This is a genomic window from Pullulanibacillus camelliae, from assembly GCF_014642655.1.
Lineage (GTDB): Bacteria > Bacillota > Bacilli > Bacillales > Sporolactobacillaceae > Pullulanibacillus > Pullulanibacillus camelliae.
This window is the reverse complement of the sequence record NZ_BMIR01000002.1, coordinates 292,724-311,878: the sequence shown is the minus strand read 5'-3', so window position 1 is coordinate 311,878 and position 19,155 is coordinate 292,724. Positions and strand designations below refer to the sequence as shown.

Here is a 19,155-nt window from a genome sequence, read left to right as displayed (position 1 = left end):
TCTACGATGTATTTGCTCTGGTAGGCATACATTTATGATAGAGTGCCTCTTCTTTTTTGGCTAGGATTTTGTAGAAATACCACCGAGAACTATTTTACACATACTCACGAGCCTGGTTGATTATACAATTCTCATACTTTGTTCAAAAAAACTAAGCTTTATAATCGCTCATCTCGTACGCCTAACGCGATCTTTTAATCATCATTAGAGTTGTCAATAAACCTTTAAAAAGCAAAAGTTAAAGCCTGAATGCATCACTGCTAAAAGGGCATCAGGACAGGTTACCCAATCTGAGACTAAAAAAACCGCTAGTCGGTGGTGGTACCACCTACTAGCGGTTTGTGAGGGGGTATTAAACAGCATCCAAGGCATCAAATTGACTGACAACGAGTTCAAAGTATTTCCCTCGCGCTGCCATTAATTCATCATGTGTTCCTTGTTCTAGAATGTTTCCATTTTCCAAAACGATAATCTTATCGGCATCACGTATGGTGGAGAGGCGGTGAGCAATGATGATAGATGTCCGTCCTTCCAAAAGCTTTTCCGTTGCCTCTTGAATCTTTAATTCTGATTCTGTGTCAATGCTTGAGGTTGCTTCATCAAGGATTAATATCTTTGGATCGGCAAGTAGTGCCCGCGCAAAGGAAAGCAATTGGCGCTCGCCAACAGAAAGGATATTTCCGCGCTCCTCAACCTCTGTATCATAGCCATGAGACAGCTGTCGAATAAATGTATCGGCGCCAGAAGCAACAGCCGCTGCTTTGACTTCTTCATCTGTCGCACCTGGGCGACCAAAACGAATATTTTCCATAATTGTCCCAGAGAAAATGAAGGTATCTTGAATGACCGTACTGATATTTTTTCGCAATTCACTAAGCTTGATCTCTTTAATGTCAATACCATCAAATTTCACAGTACCGCCCGTCGGGTCATAAAAGCGACCGATTAAGTTAGCAATGGTAGACTTTCCAGACCCAGTATGGCCGACAAGAGCGATGGTTTCCCCTGCTTCCATATGCAGATTGATATGGTTGAGCGCATTGCGCTTATCATCATAAGAGAAGACGACATCTTCGAAATCAATAGTTCCCTTGATTTGCTCCATACTCACTGGACGGACACTATCTTTCACATTGGGTTGTTCATCAAGAAATTCAAATATCCGCTCTGATGATGCCATGGCCATCAATAATTGGTTATAGGTTTGCCCAAGTCTAGAAATCGGGTCCCAGAACATCCCTAAATAAAAAGCAAAGGATACAAAGATCCCTGTTGTAATATGGGCATGGAGAATCAAATATGAGCCAAACCAAATAAGGATGGCAGACCCTACCGCATTAGCTAATTCCACAAATGGACTGAACACCGCATTTTTCTGTTGAGCATCACGCTGCGCTTCCCTTGTTTCATTATTAACACCGTCGAAGAAAGCACGGTTATTAATTTCCTGATTAAAGGATTGCGTCACACGCATGCCCTGCAGGCTTTCATTCAAATGCGAATTAAGCTTAGATTGTTTGACACGAACAACCTGCCAGGATCTCCTGATTTTTCGACGAAACTTTGTTGAAAGAAAGAACATGATAGGGACAATAATCATACACGCGATCGCTAATTGCCAGCTTAAGCTAAACATGATCACAAAAATACCAATGAGCATTAACAAATCCATCATCGTGTTGATAATCCCGTTAGTGAATAAATCTTGTAAGCTATTGACATCGTTGATGATCCGAACGAGCACTGAGCCTGCAGACCGGGAATCAAAGAAGCGATGCGACAGATACTGCACGTGATTAAAGAGTGCTTTTCTTAGATCATAAATCACATATTGTCCTAATCGGTTGGTCCATTTAATTCTAAAGTGGTTACTGATGAAAGAAAGCAGATACATAGCAGCTATGCCAACCACAAGCCAATACAGGCCATGGATATTCCCTTTACCGATGATTTTGTCAAAGGCAACTACCCCGATAAGAATCGGGACACAAAGGCGAACCGCAGAGCCTAACAAAAGAACAATAATCGCCGCTGGGAGTAAAGTTTTTGAATAAGGCTTAAGATAGCTTAATAGTCGGACCATTTGTGCCCAGTTAAATGGTTTTTCAGCCATACGATCACGCGTATAGTAAAACCGCTCACGATTTTCTAATGATTTTGATTCTGGTTTTTCTAATGCCACTTGTTCCACCTCCTAGTGTGCATTTTGTCTCAATTGAATACTCTCTCTATCTTTAAATTGAATGTCATAGATTCTTCTGTATAATCCATCAGGATGATTCACTAACTCTTGATGGACACCGCGTTCTGCAATCTTCCCTTTATCCAAAACGAGAATCTCATCTGCATGTTGGACTGACGAAATGCGGTGGGCGATAATAAAGGTCGTACGCCCTTTCATCAATTCCCTAAATGCTTTTTGAATTTTTGCTTCCGTTTGCATATCTACAGCACTTGTGGCGTCATCTAAGATCAATATACTCGGATTAATCAACAAAGCACGCGCGATCGAAATCCTTTGCTTTTGACCACCAGAAAGGCCTAAGCCACGCTCACCAAGAACGGTGTTATACCCTTCTGGAAGCTTGCTAATAAACTCATGGGCTTGAGCGCGCTTTGCAGCATCGATCACTTCCTCATCTGTAGCATCCGGATTGCCATAGGCAATATTATCCTTAATCGTCGATGAGAACAGGAAGTTTTCTTGAAGCACAAAGCCGATGTTCTTCCTAAGAGAGGTTAACGAATACTCATGGACAGGCATCCCATCGATGAGCAATTGACCATCGGTAACGTCGTAGAAGCGTGAAAGCAATTGTGTTATCGTCGATTTCCCCGAGCCTGTTGCCCCCATAAGTCCAATCACCTGACCTGGCTTAACATCAAAGCTAACATCCTTTAACGCATATACCGTCTCATTTGGATACTTAAAAGAGACATGATTAAAGCTCACCTCTCCTTTAATACGATCAGGAACAAAGGCAGCTTCTGGCGATGTGATTTCAGAGGGTTCATCTAAAATCTGCAACAACCTTTCACCAGAAGCCTTGGCTTGTGAAAACTGGTTGATGATAAATCCGAGATCCTGAAGTGGGCCCATGATGTACCATACAAGGCTAAAAAAGGCTAAGAGCTCCCCTGTTTGCATCTCCCCAGAAATCACGAGATTCCCACCAATAGCCAGTAAAATCACAACACAAATATTGCCGATAAACTCCATAAAAGGGAAAAACTTTGCCCAAATTTCTGATGTATAAATCTCTTTCACCTTATAGTCTTCGTTACTTATCTTAAAACGATTGATTTCTTCATCTTCTTGTGAAAGAGCCTTAACCGTATTCATCCCACTAATATTTTCCTGAACTCTAGTATTCAGTCGCCCCATAGATAATCGAATGGCACGGAAGGCCGGATGGACTTTTTTATCAAACCTCATGACGGTAAAAGCGAGAAATGGTGTCATAATGAGTGTAATAATCGCCAGCTGCCATGAATAACTAAACATTATAACCAAACTCAACCCAACCATTAAAATAAACCGAATGAGCTGGGCCATTCCTTGTGCTAAGAAAAAGCGAAAGCCTTCAATATCTGCAGTTAATCGGGACATTAAGTCACCTGTTCTTGCATTATCATAGTAGCGAAAAGGCAGCGCATTGAGCTTTTTATACAAGTCCTTTCTCAATGCATAGGTCGCATTGACGCCGAATTGCGCGCCCCAATATTGCTGAAAATAAGCTGAAACCCCTTTAATTATCATTAATAATATAAAACCGATTGCTAAAAACGCTGCATAGTTATAGTGCTTTTCATCAACAACCTTATCAATGGTTTGCTGAAGAAAGACCGGATACAGCACGGTAATCCCTGTGACAAAAAGTAAAAAAATGAGCGATCCGAAGAAATAGCCTTTGTAAGGCCAATAATATTCCTTAAGTCGCTTGAATGTTTCCATACGGACACCACCAATCTCCTTATCGCTTAGAATTGTAACATCACCTAATATAACGGATTTCGAAATAATACACCATAGCATAATAAGGCTATATTTAAAGAAATTAAAACGTTTTAAGGCAAATAATTCTCTTTACACAACAAAACATTAAATTTAATAAAAATTTCAGCGTTTTTCACTTCATTTAAGGTCATTTTATTTTCTAAAGAAAAAAATATTTTTATCGTTTTGTTTTTATTCAGAAAAAGTTACAAGACACATAATACCACCATTACTATTCATTATCTACTATATTGACTCTTATTTTGAAAAGAAAAAATAAAAACGGACGTCTGTCCAAATCACAAATCCATCGTGTTGAAAGCCAAAGTTACACTTATACTATCTTCCTTTGGAGCGTCAGAGAAATTACAAATCCTGATAGTATAAATAAAAAAAGAGCTAGGGGCACAATCGCTCCCTAGCTCTTTCATTATTCTAAGCATTACACTTTTAATGTTTCTTGACCTGGTTTCCAGTTAGCCGGGCAAAGACCGCCGGTTTGCAAGGCCTGAAGCACACGAAGTACTTCATCGACATCACGCCCGATATCATTGTGGTGCACAACTGCATATTTGAGCTCGCCTTCTGGGTCAATGATGAATAAACCGCGAAGAGCGACGCCTTCTTCTTCAATTAGTACGCCATATTTTTTAGCCACTTCATGATTCGTGTCAGCAGCTAATGGATAGTTTAAATCGCCTAAACCATTTTCATCACGGGATGTGTTGATCCACGCTTTATGAGTATGTATAGTGTCTGTTGATGCGCCAATCACTTCGGCATCAAAATCTTCAAAGTCTTCATAGCGATCACTCATAGCTGTGATCTCAGTAGGACAAATAAATGTAAAGTCCATTGGATAGAAGAAAAGAATGGTCCACTTGCCATTTTTCATATTTTCTTCAAGGCTGACTTTTCCAAATTCCTTATTTGGCATGACGGCTTCCATTTCAAATCGTGGTGCTTGTTTTCCTACCATGCGTTCTGGCATAATCAAGTCCCTCCTAGAAATCTGCAAGATGTATAGTACAATAACCAACGCTGATTATTATAATCTGTGCTCATTTTTATGTCAATTCATGCCGTTATTTAGCGAAAAATTATACTTTACCCTAGAAAAACATTTGAACCTATCTACCATTATCGCTATACTATACGAATACTATACATAGAAAATAAAAAAAAGGAGATGTTTTTTTAATGTCCTTAGATGCCTTTCATAATCTATGGGAATATCTTGCTACAAATTTAAGTTTCAAAATCATAAAGATTTTGCTCGTGATTATTTTCTTTTTTATCTTTAAATCCATTGGTAAAAAAGCGATCGACAGTGCCTTTAAAAAGTATCAAGAGAAAAACGAAAATGAAGCGGCACGAATTTATACAATGGAGAAGCTCGCAAACAACATCCTATCATATGTTCTCCTATTCATCATGGTGGTCATGATTTTCACCATCCTCGGCTTGCCCATCTCAAGCTTGATTGCCAGTGCCGGAATTGTCGGCTTAGCCATTGGGTTCGGCGCTCAAGGATTGGTTAGTGATATTGTTACCGGCTTTTTCATCCTCCTTGAAAAACAAATGGATGTCGGTGAAGTGGTTGACATTGGCAGTTATTCTGGTGTCGTTGAAGAAATTGGACTCCGTACCACGCAATTAAGAGGGTTTGATGGGGTCTTACATTTTATTCCCAATCGCAACATTTCCGATGTCAGCAACCACTCACGCGGTAACATGCGAGCGCTCGTCGATATCGGAATCTCTTATAATGAAGACATTGACGAGGCACTTAGTGTGATTCAAGGCGTCTGTGATCAATTTGCTACCAAGAACGACAACATTGTTGAAGGACCTGATGTGATCGGCGTACAAGCCCTTAATAGTTCAGACATCGTTTTAAGAGTCATTGCCCAAACAAAAAACGGTGAACAGTTTGGGGTCGAAAGAGAGCTCAAAAAGGCAATAAAAGAAGCCCTTGACGCTAATAATATTGAAATTCCCTTTCCACACCAAGTCCTTATTCATAAGCAAGACCGTGCAGAAGCTTAAAAGAACAACCAGCGTCCTTTTGAACTAGGGCGCTGGTTTATGCATTCCGTATTTCTACTTTTTTGATTTGCGTTCCTGACATCTCCGCAATTTTAACCGTAAGTCCTTCAATGTCCATTTCCATTTGCTCTCGGGCCTCTGGGAATCTGGCTAAAATAAAGCCTCCAATGGTATCAATATCATCATGAGCAATCGTTTTATTAAAATAGCGATTAATTTCTGAAAGAAGGGTCTTCCCATCAACAATAAACCGGCCCTCCTCTATCTCGTCAATCATCGGTCGTTCATCTTTATCAAATTCATCACGAATCTCGCCAACAATTTCTTCTAATATATCTTCAACGGTGACAATACCACTTGTGCCGCCATACTCATCCATCAGGACCGCCATATGAACCTGCTCCTTTTGCATTTTAACCAAGAGCTGTTTTATCGGGATCGTTTCAAAAACATGTAAGATGGGCGCAATATGTGGGGTGATATCATCACCACTTTCACTCATAAAGCGTGAGAAGTAAAGCTCTTTAATATTAACCAAACCGATGATATTATCTTTGTCGTTCTCGGCCACTGGATAGCGCGTAAATTTATGTTCCTTCATCGCTTGGCGATTCACTTCCAAAGGTTCGTCTAGAAATAAACAAATCGTTTCCGTTCTTGGAATCATAATCTCACGAGCCGTTCGATTATCAAATTCAAAAATGCGATTCACATAGCGGTATTCCGCTTGATTAATCTCACCGCTTTTATAGCTTTCTGAAAGGATTTGCCGCAACTCTTCTTCTGTATGTACTGTATCTTGTTCTGACATCGGCTTGACACCAAACAAACGCGCAATGGCATTCGCCGATCCATTAAGAATCCAAATAAATGGATAAGCCACTGTATTAAATATAATAAGGGGACGCGCGGAGAGCAAGACAATGTCTTCCGCCTTTTGAATCGCAAAGGTTTTAGGAGCGAGCTCACCCAAGACCACATGGACAACCGTCACGATCAAAAAAGCTAAAATCGTAGAAAGGGTCAATGATACGGTTCCTGAAAACACAAAGACCCCAAACAGCTTTTCTAAAAGATGGCCAATTGTTGGTTCACCCAGCCAGCCAATTCCTAAAGCGGTCATCGTAATCCCAAGCTGGCAGGCCGATAAATATTCATCAAGATGTTCGATGATTTTCTTAGCCGCTAGTGCCTGGCGATGTCCTTCCTCAGCCATCATATCAATCTTCAGTTTTCGTGCCCTCACAATTGCAAATTCAGAGGCTACAAAAAAAGCTGTAAGTATAATGAGCACAACAACAATCAATAAGTTGATAACCACGTTCATTTCCCCTAAATATTAATTTCCACTTTATTAAAAGCAATCGACCTTTAGTAAGAAAGCAGCCTAAATGGCTGCTCAAAAGCGGTTCAAGGTATTAATGACTTAAGCGGTGCTCAACCTCTTCACAAACCTGATTGGCATCCATACCATCACAATCAATAACAGGTCCTTCAATTGCAATATCCTGCATCCCCATGACATTTCTATCAACGCCAGAGATAACACAACAATCACACTGTTTGGCATCACTTTTTTGCCTTAATGTGACCACATCATAGCCTTTGCTTTTTAGGGCTTCTTGAACATCTGTCAAGCCTTCTTCGACCGCAATTTTTGCCACAGTCTGCACCTCCTCATCATTATGGCCTGTTACATCCTTATAGTGCCAATTTAATGGAAGGATTATGCGAAAAATTTCTTTTAATGGCTGTTATGCCCCCCTAGAAATATAAGCGGTAACTAGTTTGACTGCCGTTTCTATGGCTGCTTCATCCGGTTGAAAATGCGCATCATGTAAGCCGGCTTCGGAGCTCACGCCTAACCAGAACATAAAGCCCGGAATCTCTTTAAGAAAATAACCAAAATCCTCTCCGGTCATGGCTTCCTTGCAAATCACTAGATCATAGTCATGGTCTCTACAATACTGTATAAACTCCCGAGTTTGTTCACTATGATTATGGACTTGATAATAATTGGAACCAAAGTCAATGGTTGCACGACAAGAAAAGGCCGTCTCAATTCCCGCAACGTGAGCTTGAATGGCCTCCTTCATCACCTGCATGGTTTCAGGATTTAAGGCGCGCAGGGTCCCTTCCACTCGTGCTGAATCTGCAATGATATTTTGCTTTGTACCACTGGTTACCTTGCCTATTGTCACGACACCGGCATTTAATGGATCCAATCGCCGCGAGATAATGCTTTGGATTTGCGTGATAAAATGACTGGCAGCAACAACCATGTCATTGGCTAAATGCGGATAGGCCGCATGTCCGCCTTTGCCTTTAAAGTCAATAAAAAGCTCTGATGTATTGGCAAATAATAGCCCTTCACGTGTCGCAATCGTTCCTGTTGGATACTCTGGTGCGACATGAAGAGCAAAGATTTCATCAGGACGCCATGCATTAAATTCATCACTGTGGAGAAGCGGCAAGGCGCCACCAGGACCTTCCTCCGCTGGTTGGAAAACAATGACCACATCATCCTTTGGACGGTGCTTTAATAGATTTTCAATAACACCCAGAGCAATGGTCATGTGGAAATCATGGCCACAGGCATGCATCTGTCCCTCATGCTTCGATTGAAATGCATAGCCCGTTTTCTCTTGAATGGGAAGACCGTCAATATCCGTGCGATAGGCGATCGTACGCTTGGGCTGCTTGCCATGTATTTTGACAAGCACACCTGTTCTCCATCGCTTGATCGTCATATATTCCTTCCCCTCAAACTGATCAAGAGTAGTCAGTATCAAGGCTTGAGTTTTTATCTCTTGAAATCCAAGCTCAGGTATTTGATGCAATTGCCTTCGCGTGGCAATCAAATCTAATCCCATAATTATCACCCTTTTTTACAAGACTTAAGCATTAAGAATAGGACAATAGGGTCCTAAGCAGGACCCTATCTCTAGATGATCAATTTTCATTTAACTGACGAAGCTCTTGCTTAATCTCCGTTTTGGCACGCGTTTTATCATCTAATTCCTTAATGACGCGAGCAGGTACTCCAGCAACCACTGTATTTGGAGCCACGTCTTCGATAACGATGGCCCCAGCAGCAACTACAGCCCCTTCGCCAACTGTCACCCCTTCTAAGATAACAGCATTGGCACCAATTGTGACATTATCTTCAACGACGACCGGTTTTGCCGATGGGGGTTCAATGACACCGGCTAGGACAGAGCCTGCACCAATGTGACAATTTTTACCGACGGTAGCTCGTCCACCAAGCACAACATTCATATCAATCATTGTACCTTCACCGATGACCGCACCGATGTTAATACTTGCCCCCATCATAATCACGGCATTATTCCCAATTTCAACTTGATCACGAATGATCGCACCAGGCTCAATGCGCGCTTGCACATTTTTATAGTCTAATAAAGGAATAGCAGAATGACGACGATCATTTTCTACGACGTAATCGTCAATCTCCGCTTTATGTGCTTCAAGTATCTCTTGAACGGTTATCCATTCACCAAAAATAACGCCGCTTTTATCATTAATAAAAGTTTGCAGCTCTTGACCAAAGTCTATGTTAGAAAGATTCCCTTTTATGTAGACTTTAACGGGTGTAGATTTTTTACTATTTTGGATGAAAGAGATGATTTCATTGGCATCCATCTGTTTCAAGACAATCTCCTCCTTATGTTTCTCCAGCTATAAACTGAATGCTTTTATGTTATCGAATTTTGTCATGAAAGTCTATGCTTGTTCCTGCAAAAGCTCAATAAAAGCTTTGACTTGTTTCAATTTCATAGCATCTTCATGCGTTAATAGCCAAGTATCACGTCCAATAAATGCTCCAGATTGATCCATGAGCGGGATCTTATGGATATCTGTATCACGATCAGTAAGACTCACTGATGGGAGGATCGCATAGCCAATCCCATTGACAGCCATTTGCTTACACGTTTCAATTTGATCAACAATGATGGTCCGCTTTGGCGTCTTCTTATAATGATTATGCCACCAATCTTGTATTTCTTGATAATATGTGGAATCACTGCGGAATTGAATAAACGGTTTTTCATAATGATCCAACTCGTCAAGACTCGTAATAGTTGTATCCACAAGATGCAGGACATCAGTAAACAAATGTGTTTTCGGTCCCCGCCATTTTGGATTTCCCCTGATAATTCCTATATGGCCCTCTTCAAACATGTTGTGAAGAATCTCACTAGACCATCCTGTCACTAAAGAAATTTTAACTAAAGGGTAACGTTCGACATACGTTTTGAGTACCTTGGGCAACCAATATTGGCCAATGATTGTAGCGACGGCCAGCTTTAATGTTCCATAGACCTCTGACTGATCTGCAACAATACTTTCTCGCAGTTTTTCTTCCTTCTCTAACGTTTCCCTTGCAAACGCTACAATCCGTTCACCTTCTGGGGTAAGATCCATACCTCTTTTTGAACGTACAAACAAAGGGGTATCCCACTCTTGTTCAATTGAACGCAGCCTTTGGCTGAGAGCAGGTTGTGAAACAAAGAGCCGCTCAGCCGCCTTGCGCATATTCTTTTCTTCACCCAAAACGGAGATGATCTGAAAATCACTTCTTTGCACGTGCCATTTCCTCCACTGCTATCACTAAAATAACGCGCATCATAAGTTTTACTTATGATCTATATTCATTATAATTCAATATACTTCTTCTTAAAAGCCTTCACCGGGAAATGCTGCTATAAGCTGACACGACTTCTGATTATTTTCTGCGGAATGCCAAATATTTCTTTGGAATGACCAAGATCAATACAAACGAGATAAGCGTAAAAACAAACACGCCAATATATACAGAATGTAAAGCGGTTTCTAATCCCCTGCTTAAAATGTGTAAAGCGTGAGTCGAGAGATGAACATCCCGATTTTCTAACACAGCATTTGCGGAATCAATGCTTAAATGCTCAGCAGCACCATGAGCGGCAATGAAGCTTTTCAGATGGGTATTTAACAGTCCACCTAAGAGGGCAGCTCCCACCGCGCTCCCCAGCATCCGCATAAACATATTGGATGAAGTTGCAGCACCTCGCAAATTCCATGGAACGCTGTTCTGAATGGCCACGATAAAAAGCGTGCTCGTTGACCCCATACCAATCCCAATGATAAATGAACCGATAGCGGGCCATATTGGGCCTTTATCACCGGTCATTAGAAAGAAAAAGAGTCCACCGATGACGAGTGCTGTTCCTCCGATTGAAAGAAGCATTCGATGGCTACGTGTTAAGAGTAGACGGCCGACAAGCGTTGAAGATAAAGGCCACCCGACCGACATCGCTGTCAGCGTAAAGCCAGCAATTATTGCTGATTGTCCCATCACTGATTGCACAAAGGACGGCAAAAAGCTTGTTAAGCCAATAATAACGACACCGGTTGTCAGACTTACAATGTTGGCGATGGCAATGAGAGGATTTGTCCATATTTTTAAAGGGACAACAGGCTCACGCGCCACCCGCTCACGCCAGATAAATAAAATGATGCCTACAATAAATAGCACTATAAAGGACAATGTTGGAATAGAATCCCAAGCCCAAGCAACGCCCGCCTGAATTAACACAATCATTAACGAGGTAATCGTGACAAATAAAAGAAATGCCCCGACGTAATCGATCGCATGACGCTCTTTTTTCACATTTTCTTTAAAGAAAACAGCTATCCCAATCACCGATAACAGACCGAGAGGCAAATTCACCCAAAAGACCCATGCCCAGCTTAAATATTGTACAAATATGCCACCTAAAGCAGGCCCAAATATAGCGGATATCCCCCACACACTGGCCAGATATCCCTGGATTTTCCCACGCTCTTCAATGGTATATAAGTCACCGACAATCGTCATGGCGATAGGCTGTACTGCTCCAGCCCCAATGCCTTGAACCAGTCGGAATACGATCAGAAGCTTCATCGTGCTAGCAAAGCCTGCTAATAAGGAACCGATAAGAAACACAATAAGTCCGAATAAAAAGACAGGTTTTCTTCCGTAAAGATCAGATAGCTTGCCATAAATTAATATCGTTAATGCATTCATCAACAGGTAAGCGGAGAAAACCCAGCTGTATAGGCTAAAGCCACCCAAGTCACCCACAATGGCAGGAATCGCGGTGGCGACAATGGTCCCCTCTATTGAGGCCATGAACATCCCTAATACCAATGCCGCTAGGACATAGGCTCGCCTTTTTCTCCCCTGATCTGTCAATACTGCTCCCTCGTTCATTCAACGTCACTCCTGTTTAAGACAAATATACTCCATTTTATAGTAAGGCATGGAAGAAACACAACTAAATAGAGTTATTCTGACGAAATTTAAGCTTAGCACTGTCCATTATGCGCCTTTACCCACCTTCATGCCTTGAACTGATACTTTTCTCAGCAAAAGAAAAAAGCACTCTTCGACCGCAATGGGGAAATGCTGACAAACAGGCATTCGAATTGAACTATAGGGGTTGCGAAAAAGCGAGTAAGTTGAAGTCCCCCTGCTCCGAGCGCTCCGGAGCTGAAAGCAACGCCCTAAGCTCCTTCAATTATAATGGACATTTTCACTTTTCCATCGCTTGAAAAAAGGAGCAAAAGAGCTTCTTTACTTGCAGTTGCCTAAAAACCGGCTCAACACCCGAGATGGAGCGGAGTGATTTACATTTTATTCCATAAGAAAAAAACCGGGCTTAAAGCTTGCCCGTCCTTGTCTGGCTATAAGAGCATCATCCAATATGAAAAAGGCTTCGTTGCCTGGTCAAGTGGATGGGAGCGCAAGACGCGAGATTCGGAACACTCTAAAATCATGTGTTCCGCGGGCGCCGCTGACTCATGATGCGGAGACTAGAGTCCTGTGGGAAGTGGGAGATCGGTAAGAGCTTAGCAGTGCGAAGGCGCGAGGAGGATTACCACTCCCCCGCGGAAAGCAAGCAGCCTGGATTGGAAACGTGTATCGTCCTCGTGACCAAACATTTTATACTCCCTGATTATTTAAAAAAACAGCCTTTAATCAAGGCTGTTGAACGATATCGTGCCCCAAGCCACGCAGATAGTGATTAAGATATTTTAAAATCGTGCTTCTAGGAAGGATACCTTGGACAATCCCTGCCTCATTTTCAACACAAATAAAAGTCTCATTAATTAACATTTTTATGGCAGTGAGCAAGTTATCGGTCGTTTTTAATACGGGTACCTTTGTATTCATCACTTTTTCCACAGTATATTCGCTTAATTTTTCATATTCAATGCGCTCAATACCAACAACACCATTTAATATCATTGTCTTGCTAATAACGCCTTCGAGTTGTGTGTCCTTATCAAGGACAGGGATAGCCGAATAGCCCGTTTTCATTAAGACGAGCAATGCATGTTCAAGCGGATTCATCGATTGAACATGGGCGACTTCATCAATCGGCAATATCAAATCCATAATATCCTTTGTTAACACATCTTCACTTGTTATCTTTTTCAAAGAAATCAACCTCTCTGGTCCAAACAATGATATTGTAAGCCCTTTCCATCCAAGTTTAACACAGAATGACTTGTTTCGTCATCGGTTCCTTATGAAATAGGAATAAGCTTCTTCTATGTAAATATAGCTTGTTTAACTATAACATCGTTCGTATTGATTTGGACCATTTTGGGATATTTTCTAAAATCCAAAGAATGAAAGGGCTTTACTCAAAACAAAGATGTCGGATTATGTATGATTTGCACGAAATGGTTTAAATTTAACTCTTTTTATACGATAATGTTATCAACCGATTAAAGGAGTGGCCATTATGTTATTCGAAGCAATTGAGCAAAAACGTCAACAACTCATTCACACTGCTTCACTTCACGGTATCAGCTCTGCAAAGACGATTAAGTGTAGTAAGGAGTTGGACAAGCTCATTATCACCTATCAAAAAAAACAAGTGAAAAAGGTAAGCTCTTCACCAGTCTATAAAAATATTGGATAACATAACTGCCATCTCTCCCCCACGCTTTCTTTTAATCCCAGTATTTCACCTTTCGTGAGTGCTTTGGCTATTTTTCAAATTAAGATTCTCCCAATCGCTAAAAGATAGGGTATTTTCATAGAGACATCTCTATCATTTTCTTACCAATACTTATATTCGCCGATACATATTCAGACAATCTGTATATTCTATATGGAATCCAATATAGAAAGGATTGTTACTATGAGTCGTAAAGGCACTATGAATGATCTTGTTGAGGGAGCCAATACAAATAGTAGAAAGCAACACCAAGGTCAAGCTGACCCAGGTTCATCTAGAATTTCTAATAGCGGCAACTCTTATGTTTTTGTTGAAGCCACTGCAAGTGCCCGTGCATTAGCCGAAGCATTAGCCCAATACTTTCCATTCAATTCGGGAAATGTTAATTCAGTTTCCCCAGAATCTGACACAAATGACAACAACGATTGTGATTATGAATGGGACGATCCTTGTTAAGCTGAACACATCAGATCACGGAGGCGAGGTCCTCTCGTTTCCGTGCCTTTCTATTTAAAAAAGGAGTGAATAGATTGTCTACTGGATCTGTTAATCAAAGTGGTAATGCCATTGTCACTGTCCAAGTGGATACTCGGCCCTTTGCTTATGCCATGCTGTCTAGCCTCTACGCTTCCGGGCGCTTTAGCATTCAAGAACTGAATGCCATGCTTGATACTTTTCAATCTCTTGATGCGACTAATGGACAGACACGGTTTTATGAAGGGGAAAACACGCTTCATAATTTAAACCTATATAGATAAATTCATTTCATAATGACTGATTGAAGTAAAGTTAACACGCATGACTCACTGAGGCGCTACCATAAGTAAAGCGGATTGGAGCGCAAGGTGGTTAAAAGCACTGAAAAGGTTTTTAATCCCAAAATGCACCATCAACACCAAGTAGATTGGAGCGAAAGACGCGAGACTCCCTCGGGAAGGTTACTTCACGAATAAACGACGCGTTGTTCCGAGGAAGAAGCTAACTACAAAGCAAGTCTAGCAGACACAAGAACAAGGACATCTTAATCTAAGCCTCATACATTTCAAGGAATTTTGGCTAAGTGCGTCACATCCATGTGATAACGCCGAAGCTTGCGCATCAATACCACCCAAAAAGTAAAGAACACTTTTCGGGACCCCTGATTGTACGCTTGAGGCCGCGCCCGCGGAAAGCGAGCACCTGGAGCGGAAAACGTGCACCGTACTCATGACCGAAAGTTTTATACTTTGATACTCGGACAAAAACGTGGTCATTTAAACAAATCCGTGGTGTGGTGCAATAAAAAAAGCACGGAGTTTCCGAATAGTGAACGATCTGCAAGGCAAGCTTCCGAATCAAAGTGAGGGTGTGACAAAAGACAGAGGTAAAAGAACAAATACCGGTTTCAACGCAACAAAAGCCGTAGGCATTTTAACAAATTCTTCAGCCAAAATAACAAATGAAGCACGAAGTTAACCAATAGAGAACAAGACCGCGGGGCATGTTTCCGAATCCATGGATGAGCGCAACAAAAGTGTATTTCAACTTAACAAAAGGCCAGCTCCTTTTACAAAATCCTCGACCAAAATAACAAATAAAGCTTGAAGTTTCCGAATAGAGAACGAATCCACGTGGCAGGCTTCCGAATCAAGGTCTGGACGCAACAAAAGGCTGAGGCAAGTTAACGAAATCCGTTTCAAAGAAACAAAAGACGTAGGCTTTTTAACACATGCCATTAGCTTATCCCTGAGAATTGGCAGAGAAAAGTTATACTTCCTTATTATTTTGAAAAAACCGGGCTTAAAAGCATGCCCGGTCCTTGTATAGGTTAGAGCATCATCATATTTGGAAGAGGCTTCATTGTCTGGTCAAGTGGATGAGAGCGTAAGGTAGGATAGATTCGGAACACTTTAAAAATTGTGTGTTCCCGAATCTTCACTGACTCACGATGCGATACTAGAGTCCTGTGGAAAACGTGCACGATCCACTCCACCAACACACAAATTTTATGCTTTCTTATTATTAAACAAAGCACTTGTCTTTGGACAAGTGCCTGATATACGTTAAACATTCTCTTACATAAATAATTCAAAGCATTTATAGATCATAAAAGATAGAATCGCCGTGAGAGGCAGGGTGATGATCCAGGTTAACACAATATTGACCGCCGTTCCCCACTTGACACCTTTTAAACGTTCAGATGAGCCTACCCCCATAATGGAAGAAGAAATAACATGTGTAGAGCTGACAGGTAAATGGATGAGCGTCGCTCCAAAAATAATTGCTGCTGAAGACAAATCCGCTGCTGCCCCATTTACAGGCTTAATCTTCATGATTTTCCCACCGACCGTTTTGATAATCTTCCAACCACCAATGGACGTTCCAAGTCCCATTACAGTAGCCGAAGCAATGCGCACCCACATCGGGATATCCATCGCACTGGAGTAGTCGGCACTGACTAAAGCGAGGGTAATAATCCCCATCGCCTTTTGGGCATCGTTGGTTCCATGTGTAAATGATTGTAGCGCTGCAGTAAAAATTTGAAAGACACGAAACCCTCTGTTCGTCCTCCCTAAATTGAAGTTACGAAAAATGAGCTGAAAAATGGTCATGACGATATAACCGATGGTCAACGCGAGTACCGGTGAAATGACCAGCGCTAATAATATATTAATAAATCCGTGATAATTTAAGGCTGAAAAACCAAGGGCTGAGATCGCCGCCCCTGCTAGGGAACCAATTATGGCGTGACTTGAACTACTCGGAATCCCATAATACCACGTAATAAGGTTCCAAATGATTGCTGATATTAATGCTGAAAGTACAATGATAGAGCCATGCTCGATATGGAACGGATCAATAATGCCTTCACCAATGGTTTTGGCTACACCTGTAAAAGTCAAAGCACCAACAAAATTCATCGACGCTGCCATGACAATGGCGATTTTTGGACTTAGCGCCCTTGTTGATACAGATGTGGCAATCGTATTTGCTGTGTCGTGAAAGCCATTGATAAAATCAAATCCAAGAGCGAAGATGACGATTAAAATTGTAACAAAGAGTAAGCTATCCATTAAAATGCTCCTTATGCATTTCTCATAATGATGGTTTCCAACGTATTCGCAACATCTTCACAGCTATCCGCAATGGTTTCAAGCATTTCGTAAAGCTCTTTATATTGGATGATTTTAATGGGGTCCTTCTCCGATTTGAATAACTCGCGAATACTATCTTGTAAGAGGTCATCACATTCGGACTCAATATCATTGATTTTAATCACATGAGTTCTAATATTTAATAACTTTCTCCTCGATAAATGATGCGCAGCTTCTGCAATTTCCTTCGTCGCCTCAAGCAAGAGATTAACAAAGCGAATCATATAATCATCTGAGCTAGTAAATTCATAAATTTCTACTCGTGAGGCCCATTGCTCATAACCATCTAGAACATCGTCTAGCTTCATCGCCAGTGCCAAGATATCTTCACGTTCTAATGGCGTGATAAAGGTTTTGTTTAAAGCAACAATAAGCTCATGAATATAGCTGTCACCTTTTTTTTCATAACTTTTCATGACTTTAGAGAATTCTTCTAACTGATCCTTTGATTCAATTTTGTAATCAACAAAGTATTGAGCAGCTTCCTCTAAATTTGTAGAAATTTGTTTAAGCATGTTCAAGAACTTATCGTTTTTAGACGTAAAAATCACACAATCCACCTCATTCTAATATGCCGAGACGAGGAGCTAATAATAGAAAACCCCTATTGTTCCACGTCTTTAAGCAATGATCGGACACGTTATGCTTAAAAGTGTTACAAAAAACAACACAATTATGTATAAACGTAAATACTTTTTGCTCAACCGTTATTATTTTAGCAAAACCTGTCCATTTTACAAATCATTTTTAATAAATCTTTACAAAAATGAAATGTTGGTTAAATTATCTCTTCCTCAGTGTTCTTTTTTTAGCCTTTCCTATCTTAACATATAGTATGTTGATTATTCCCCATCACTTTTTTGTTGACCACTATTTTCACATCAGAAAAAGGCTTTACAAATAAAGCAATCATTTGTAAAGCCTAAATACGAGAGCAGCTTATTTAAAAGCAGCCAACACGTCTTCTGTTGCACGTACTCGTCCGATTTTTGGCAGCAATTGTTTAATGGTGTACTCATGTTCTTCCTTTGTTAAGCCATTCATGGCATCCTCAACAAAAATTTGTTGATAATTTCTTTGGAAAGCTTCCCTTGCTGTCGTATCGACACCAATCCCGGTGGCAATGCCTGTTAAAAGAATTGTCTCTATACCACGGCGACGCAGCTGCAGATCAAGTTCCGTTCCGAAGAATGCTCCCCAATTCCGCTTGGTAATAACCAAATCGCCGGGTTCTGGTCCTAACTCAGGGATGATATCAGAAAAGCCTTCAGGACGCTCTCCGCCAGCTCCACCTTGGGCATCTGTAATGGGGTTTAAAGCATCTTGTCCATCAATAAAATCCACATGAACAAGAACAACAAGACCACCATAACTGCGAACTGCCTTTGCTAATTTTACATTATTTCCGACCACACTCTGAATATCATTTGGCTGTCCCTTCATACCGACAATACCTTTTTGCAGATCAATAACAACCAATGCTGTTTTTTTTGGATCTTGAATCAAGGTTGACATACTTACCCACTCCTTCACAGCTTTCTTCATATAACAGTGTAACATGTCCAATGCACAAACGAGGCATATTTGCTCTGATCTTTCCATATCCAAGCGTTTAATAGTATAGGATAACTTAGGAAACACTATCCTCATACTTTTGTGATGGAGGCATGCGTTTATGGATAACACCTTACTTTATTTAAAAGAAGCACTGTCTAACTGGATGGATGAAAATGAAACAGCCTATCGGATTCATCTTAAATTAGAAACAAACGACTATGCAAATGAGGGGGCGTTTGCGACAGTCCTTGATGAGCATGAAAAGCGTTATTTGAACGCGATGCTAGCTAAAGAAATGCACCATGCTAAAGAAGAGGATGACCTTGTACGCCTTGGGCAATTAAATGAAATGTATGAGCAGCTTTACTAACTAAAAAAATAGCCATTTTGGGAAGCAATGAGTTGA

19 protein-coding genes are annotated in these 19,155 nt (G+C 41.0%); 6 read left to right on the top strand and 13 right to left on the bottom strand.

The window, feature by feature from the left end:
* Positions 1 to 352 precede the first annotated feature (352 nt).
* From IEW82_RS04395 to IEW82_RS04385, 3 genes are all read right to left on the bottom strand, one after another.
* The gene (locus IEW82_RS04395) at positions 353 to 2,113 is read right to left on the bottom strand and encodes an ABC transporter ATP-binding protein (protein WP_188689799.1); all 1,761 of its coding nucleotides are present in this window, start codon (positions 2,111 to 2,113) and stop codon (positions 353 to 355) included.
* Between the two features lie 81 nt (positions 2,114 to 2,194).
* Positions 2,195 to 3,955: an ABC transporter ATP-binding protein gene (locus IEW82_RS04390; protein ID WP_188689752.1), complete on the bottom strand. Its 1,761-nt coding sequence runs from the start codon at positions 3,953 to 3,955 to the stop codon at positions 2,195 to 2,197.
* A gap of 484 nt (positions 3,956 to 4,439) precedes the next feature.
* Positions 4,440 to 4,988 carry a peroxiredoxin gene (locus IEW82_RS04385; RefSeq protein ID WP_188689749.1) on the bottom strand — a complete coding sequence of 183 codons (549 nt, stop codon included), beginning with the start codon at positions 4,986 to 4,988 and terminating at the stop codon, positions 4,440 to 4,442.
* Between the two features lie 209 nt (positions 4,989 to 5,197).
* Here IEW82_RS04385 and IEW82_RS04380 point away from each other — a divergent pair, with 209 nt between their 5' ends.
* Positions 5,198 to 6,046, top strand: coding sequence for a mechanosensitive ion channel family protein (locus IEW82_RS04380; protein WP_188689746.1), 849 nt, complete (start codon positions 5,198 to 5,200; stop codon positions 6,044 to 6,046).
* Between the two features lie 37 nt (positions 6,047 to 6,083).
* On the opposite strand, the gene IEW82_RS04375 is transcribed toward IEW82_RS04380, so the two are convergent.
* The 7 genes from IEW82_RS04375 to cbpB form a co-directional block, all read right to left on the bottom strand.
* Positions 6,084 to 7,367: a hemolysin family protein gene (locus IEW82_RS04375; RefSeq protein ID WP_373285693.1), complete on the bottom strand. Its 1,284-nt coding sequence runs from the start codon at positions 7,365 to 7,367 to the stop codon at positions 6,084 to 6,086.
* A 97-nt stretch (positions 7,368 to 7,464) separates the two neighbouring features.
* Complete coding sequence (locus tag IEW82_RS04370) at positions 7,465 to 7,710, bottom strand: YkuS family protein (RefSeq protein ID WP_188689741.1); 246 nt, start codon at positions 7,708 to 7,710, stop codon at positions 7,465 to 7,467.
* A 90-nt stretch (positions 7,711 to 7,800) separates the two neighbouring features.
* Positions 7,801 to 8,919: an N-acetyldiaminopimelate deacetylase gene (locus tag IEW82_RS04365; protein WP_188689738.1), complete on the bottom strand. Its 1,119-nt coding sequence runs from the start codon at positions 8,917 to 8,919 to the stop codon at positions 7,801 to 7,803.
* Between the two features lie 79 nt (positions 8,920 to 8,998).
* On the bottom strand, positions 8,999 to 9,718 hold the full coding sequence (gene dapD, locus IEW82_RS04360; protein ID WP_188689733.1) for a 2,3,4,5-tetrahydropyridine-2,6-dicarboxylate N-acetyltransferase: 720 nt from the start codon (positions 9,716 to 9,718) through the stop codon (positions 8,999 to 9,001).
* 72 nt (positions 9,719 to 9,790) lie between these two features.
* Positions 9,791 to 10,654: a transcriptional regulator CcpC gene (gene ccpC / locus IEW82_RS04355; RefSeq protein WP_188689730.1), complete on the bottom strand. Its 864-nt coding sequence runs from the start codon at positions 10,652 to 10,654 to the stop codon at positions 9,791 to 9,793.
* Between the two features lie 139 nt (positions 10,655 to 10,793).
* Positions 10,794 to 12,299 carry an MDR family MFS transporter gene (locus tag IEW82_RS04350; protein WP_188689728.1) on the bottom strand — a complete coding sequence of 502 codons (1,506 nt, stop codon included), beginning with the start codon at positions 12,297 to 12,299 and terminating at the stop codon, positions 10,794 to 10,796.
* Positions 12,300 to 13,067: 768 nt separating this feature from the next.
* Entirely contained in the window at positions 13,068 to 13,529 is a 462-nt protein-coding gene (cbpB, locus tag IEW82_RS04345) for a cyclic-di-AMP-binding protein CbpB (RefSeq protein ID WP_308422117.1), read from the bottom strand.
* Between the two features lie 310 nt (positions 13,530 to 13,839).
* Here cbpB and IEW82_RS04340 point away from each other — a divergent pair, with 310 nt between their 5' ends.
* The 4 genes from IEW82_RS04340 to IEW82_RS04325 all read left to right on the top strand — a co-directional run bounded on the left by IEW82_RS04340 (position 13,840) and on the right by IEW82_RS04325 (position 15,513).
* Positions 13,840 to 14,019 carry an aspartyl-phosphate phosphatase Spo0E family protein gene (locus tag IEW82_RS04340; protein ID WP_188689724.1) on the top strand — a complete coding sequence of 60 codons (180 nt, stop codon included), beginning with the start codon at positions 13,840 to 13,842 and terminating at the stop codon, positions 14,017 to 14,019.
* A 222-nt stretch (positions 14,020 to 14,241) separates the two neighbouring features.
* Complete coding sequence (locus IEW82_RS04335) at positions 14,242 to 14,514, top strand: hypothetical protein (protein WP_188689720.1); 273 nt, start codon at positions 14,242 to 14,244, stop codon at positions 14,512 to 14,514.
* Positions 14,515 to 14,588: 74 nt separating this feature from the next.
* Positions 14,589 to 14,816 (top strand): hypothetical protein, encoded by a 228-nt coding sequence (locus tag IEW82_RS04330; RefSeq protein WP_188689717.1) that lies wholly within the window; start codon positions 14,589 to 14,591, stop codon positions 14,814 to 14,816.
* Positions 14,817 to 15,363: 547 nt separating this feature from the next.
* Positions 15,364 to 15,513 carry a hypothetical protein gene (locus IEW82_RS04325; RefSeq protein WP_188689714.1) on the top strand — a complete coding sequence of 50 codons (150 nt, stop codon included), beginning with the start codon at positions 15,364 to 15,366 and terminating at the stop codon, positions 15,511 to 15,513.
* A gap of 599 nt (positions 15,514 to 16,112) precedes the next feature.
* Here IEW82_RS04325 and IEW82_RS04320 read toward each other — a convergent pair.
* The 3 genes from IEW82_RS04320 to IEW82_RS04310 form a co-directional block, all read right to left on the bottom strand.
* Positions 16,113 to 17,111, bottom strand: coding sequence for an inorganic phosphate transporter (locus tag IEW82_RS04320; RefSeq protein ID WP_188689711.1), 999 nt, complete (start codon positions 17,109 to 17,111; stop codon positions 16,113 to 16,115).
* 11 nt (positions 17,112 to 17,122) lie between these two features.
* Entirely contained in the window at positions 17,123 to 17,743 is a 621-nt protein-coding gene (locus IEW82_RS04315) for a DUF47 domain-containing protein (RefSeq protein WP_188689708.1), read from the bottom strand.
* Positions 17,744 to 18,131: 388 nt separating this feature from the next.
* On the bottom strand, positions 18,132 to 18,707 hold the full coding sequence (locus IEW82_RS04310) for an isochorismatase family protein (RefSeq protein WP_188689703.1): 576 nt from the start codon (positions 18,705 to 18,707) through the stop codon (positions 18,132 to 18,134).
* A 160-nt stretch (positions 18,708 to 18,867) separates the two neighbouring features.
* Between IEW82_RS04310 and IEW82_RS04305 the strand changes: the two genes are divergently transcribed.
* Positions 18,868 to 19,119: a sporulation protein gene (locus IEW82_RS04305; RefSeq protein ID WP_188689700.1), complete on the top strand. Its 252-nt coding sequence runs from the start codon at positions 18,868 to 18,870 to the stop codon at positions 19,117 to 19,119.
* Positions 19,120 to 19,155 lie beyond the last annotated feature (36 nt).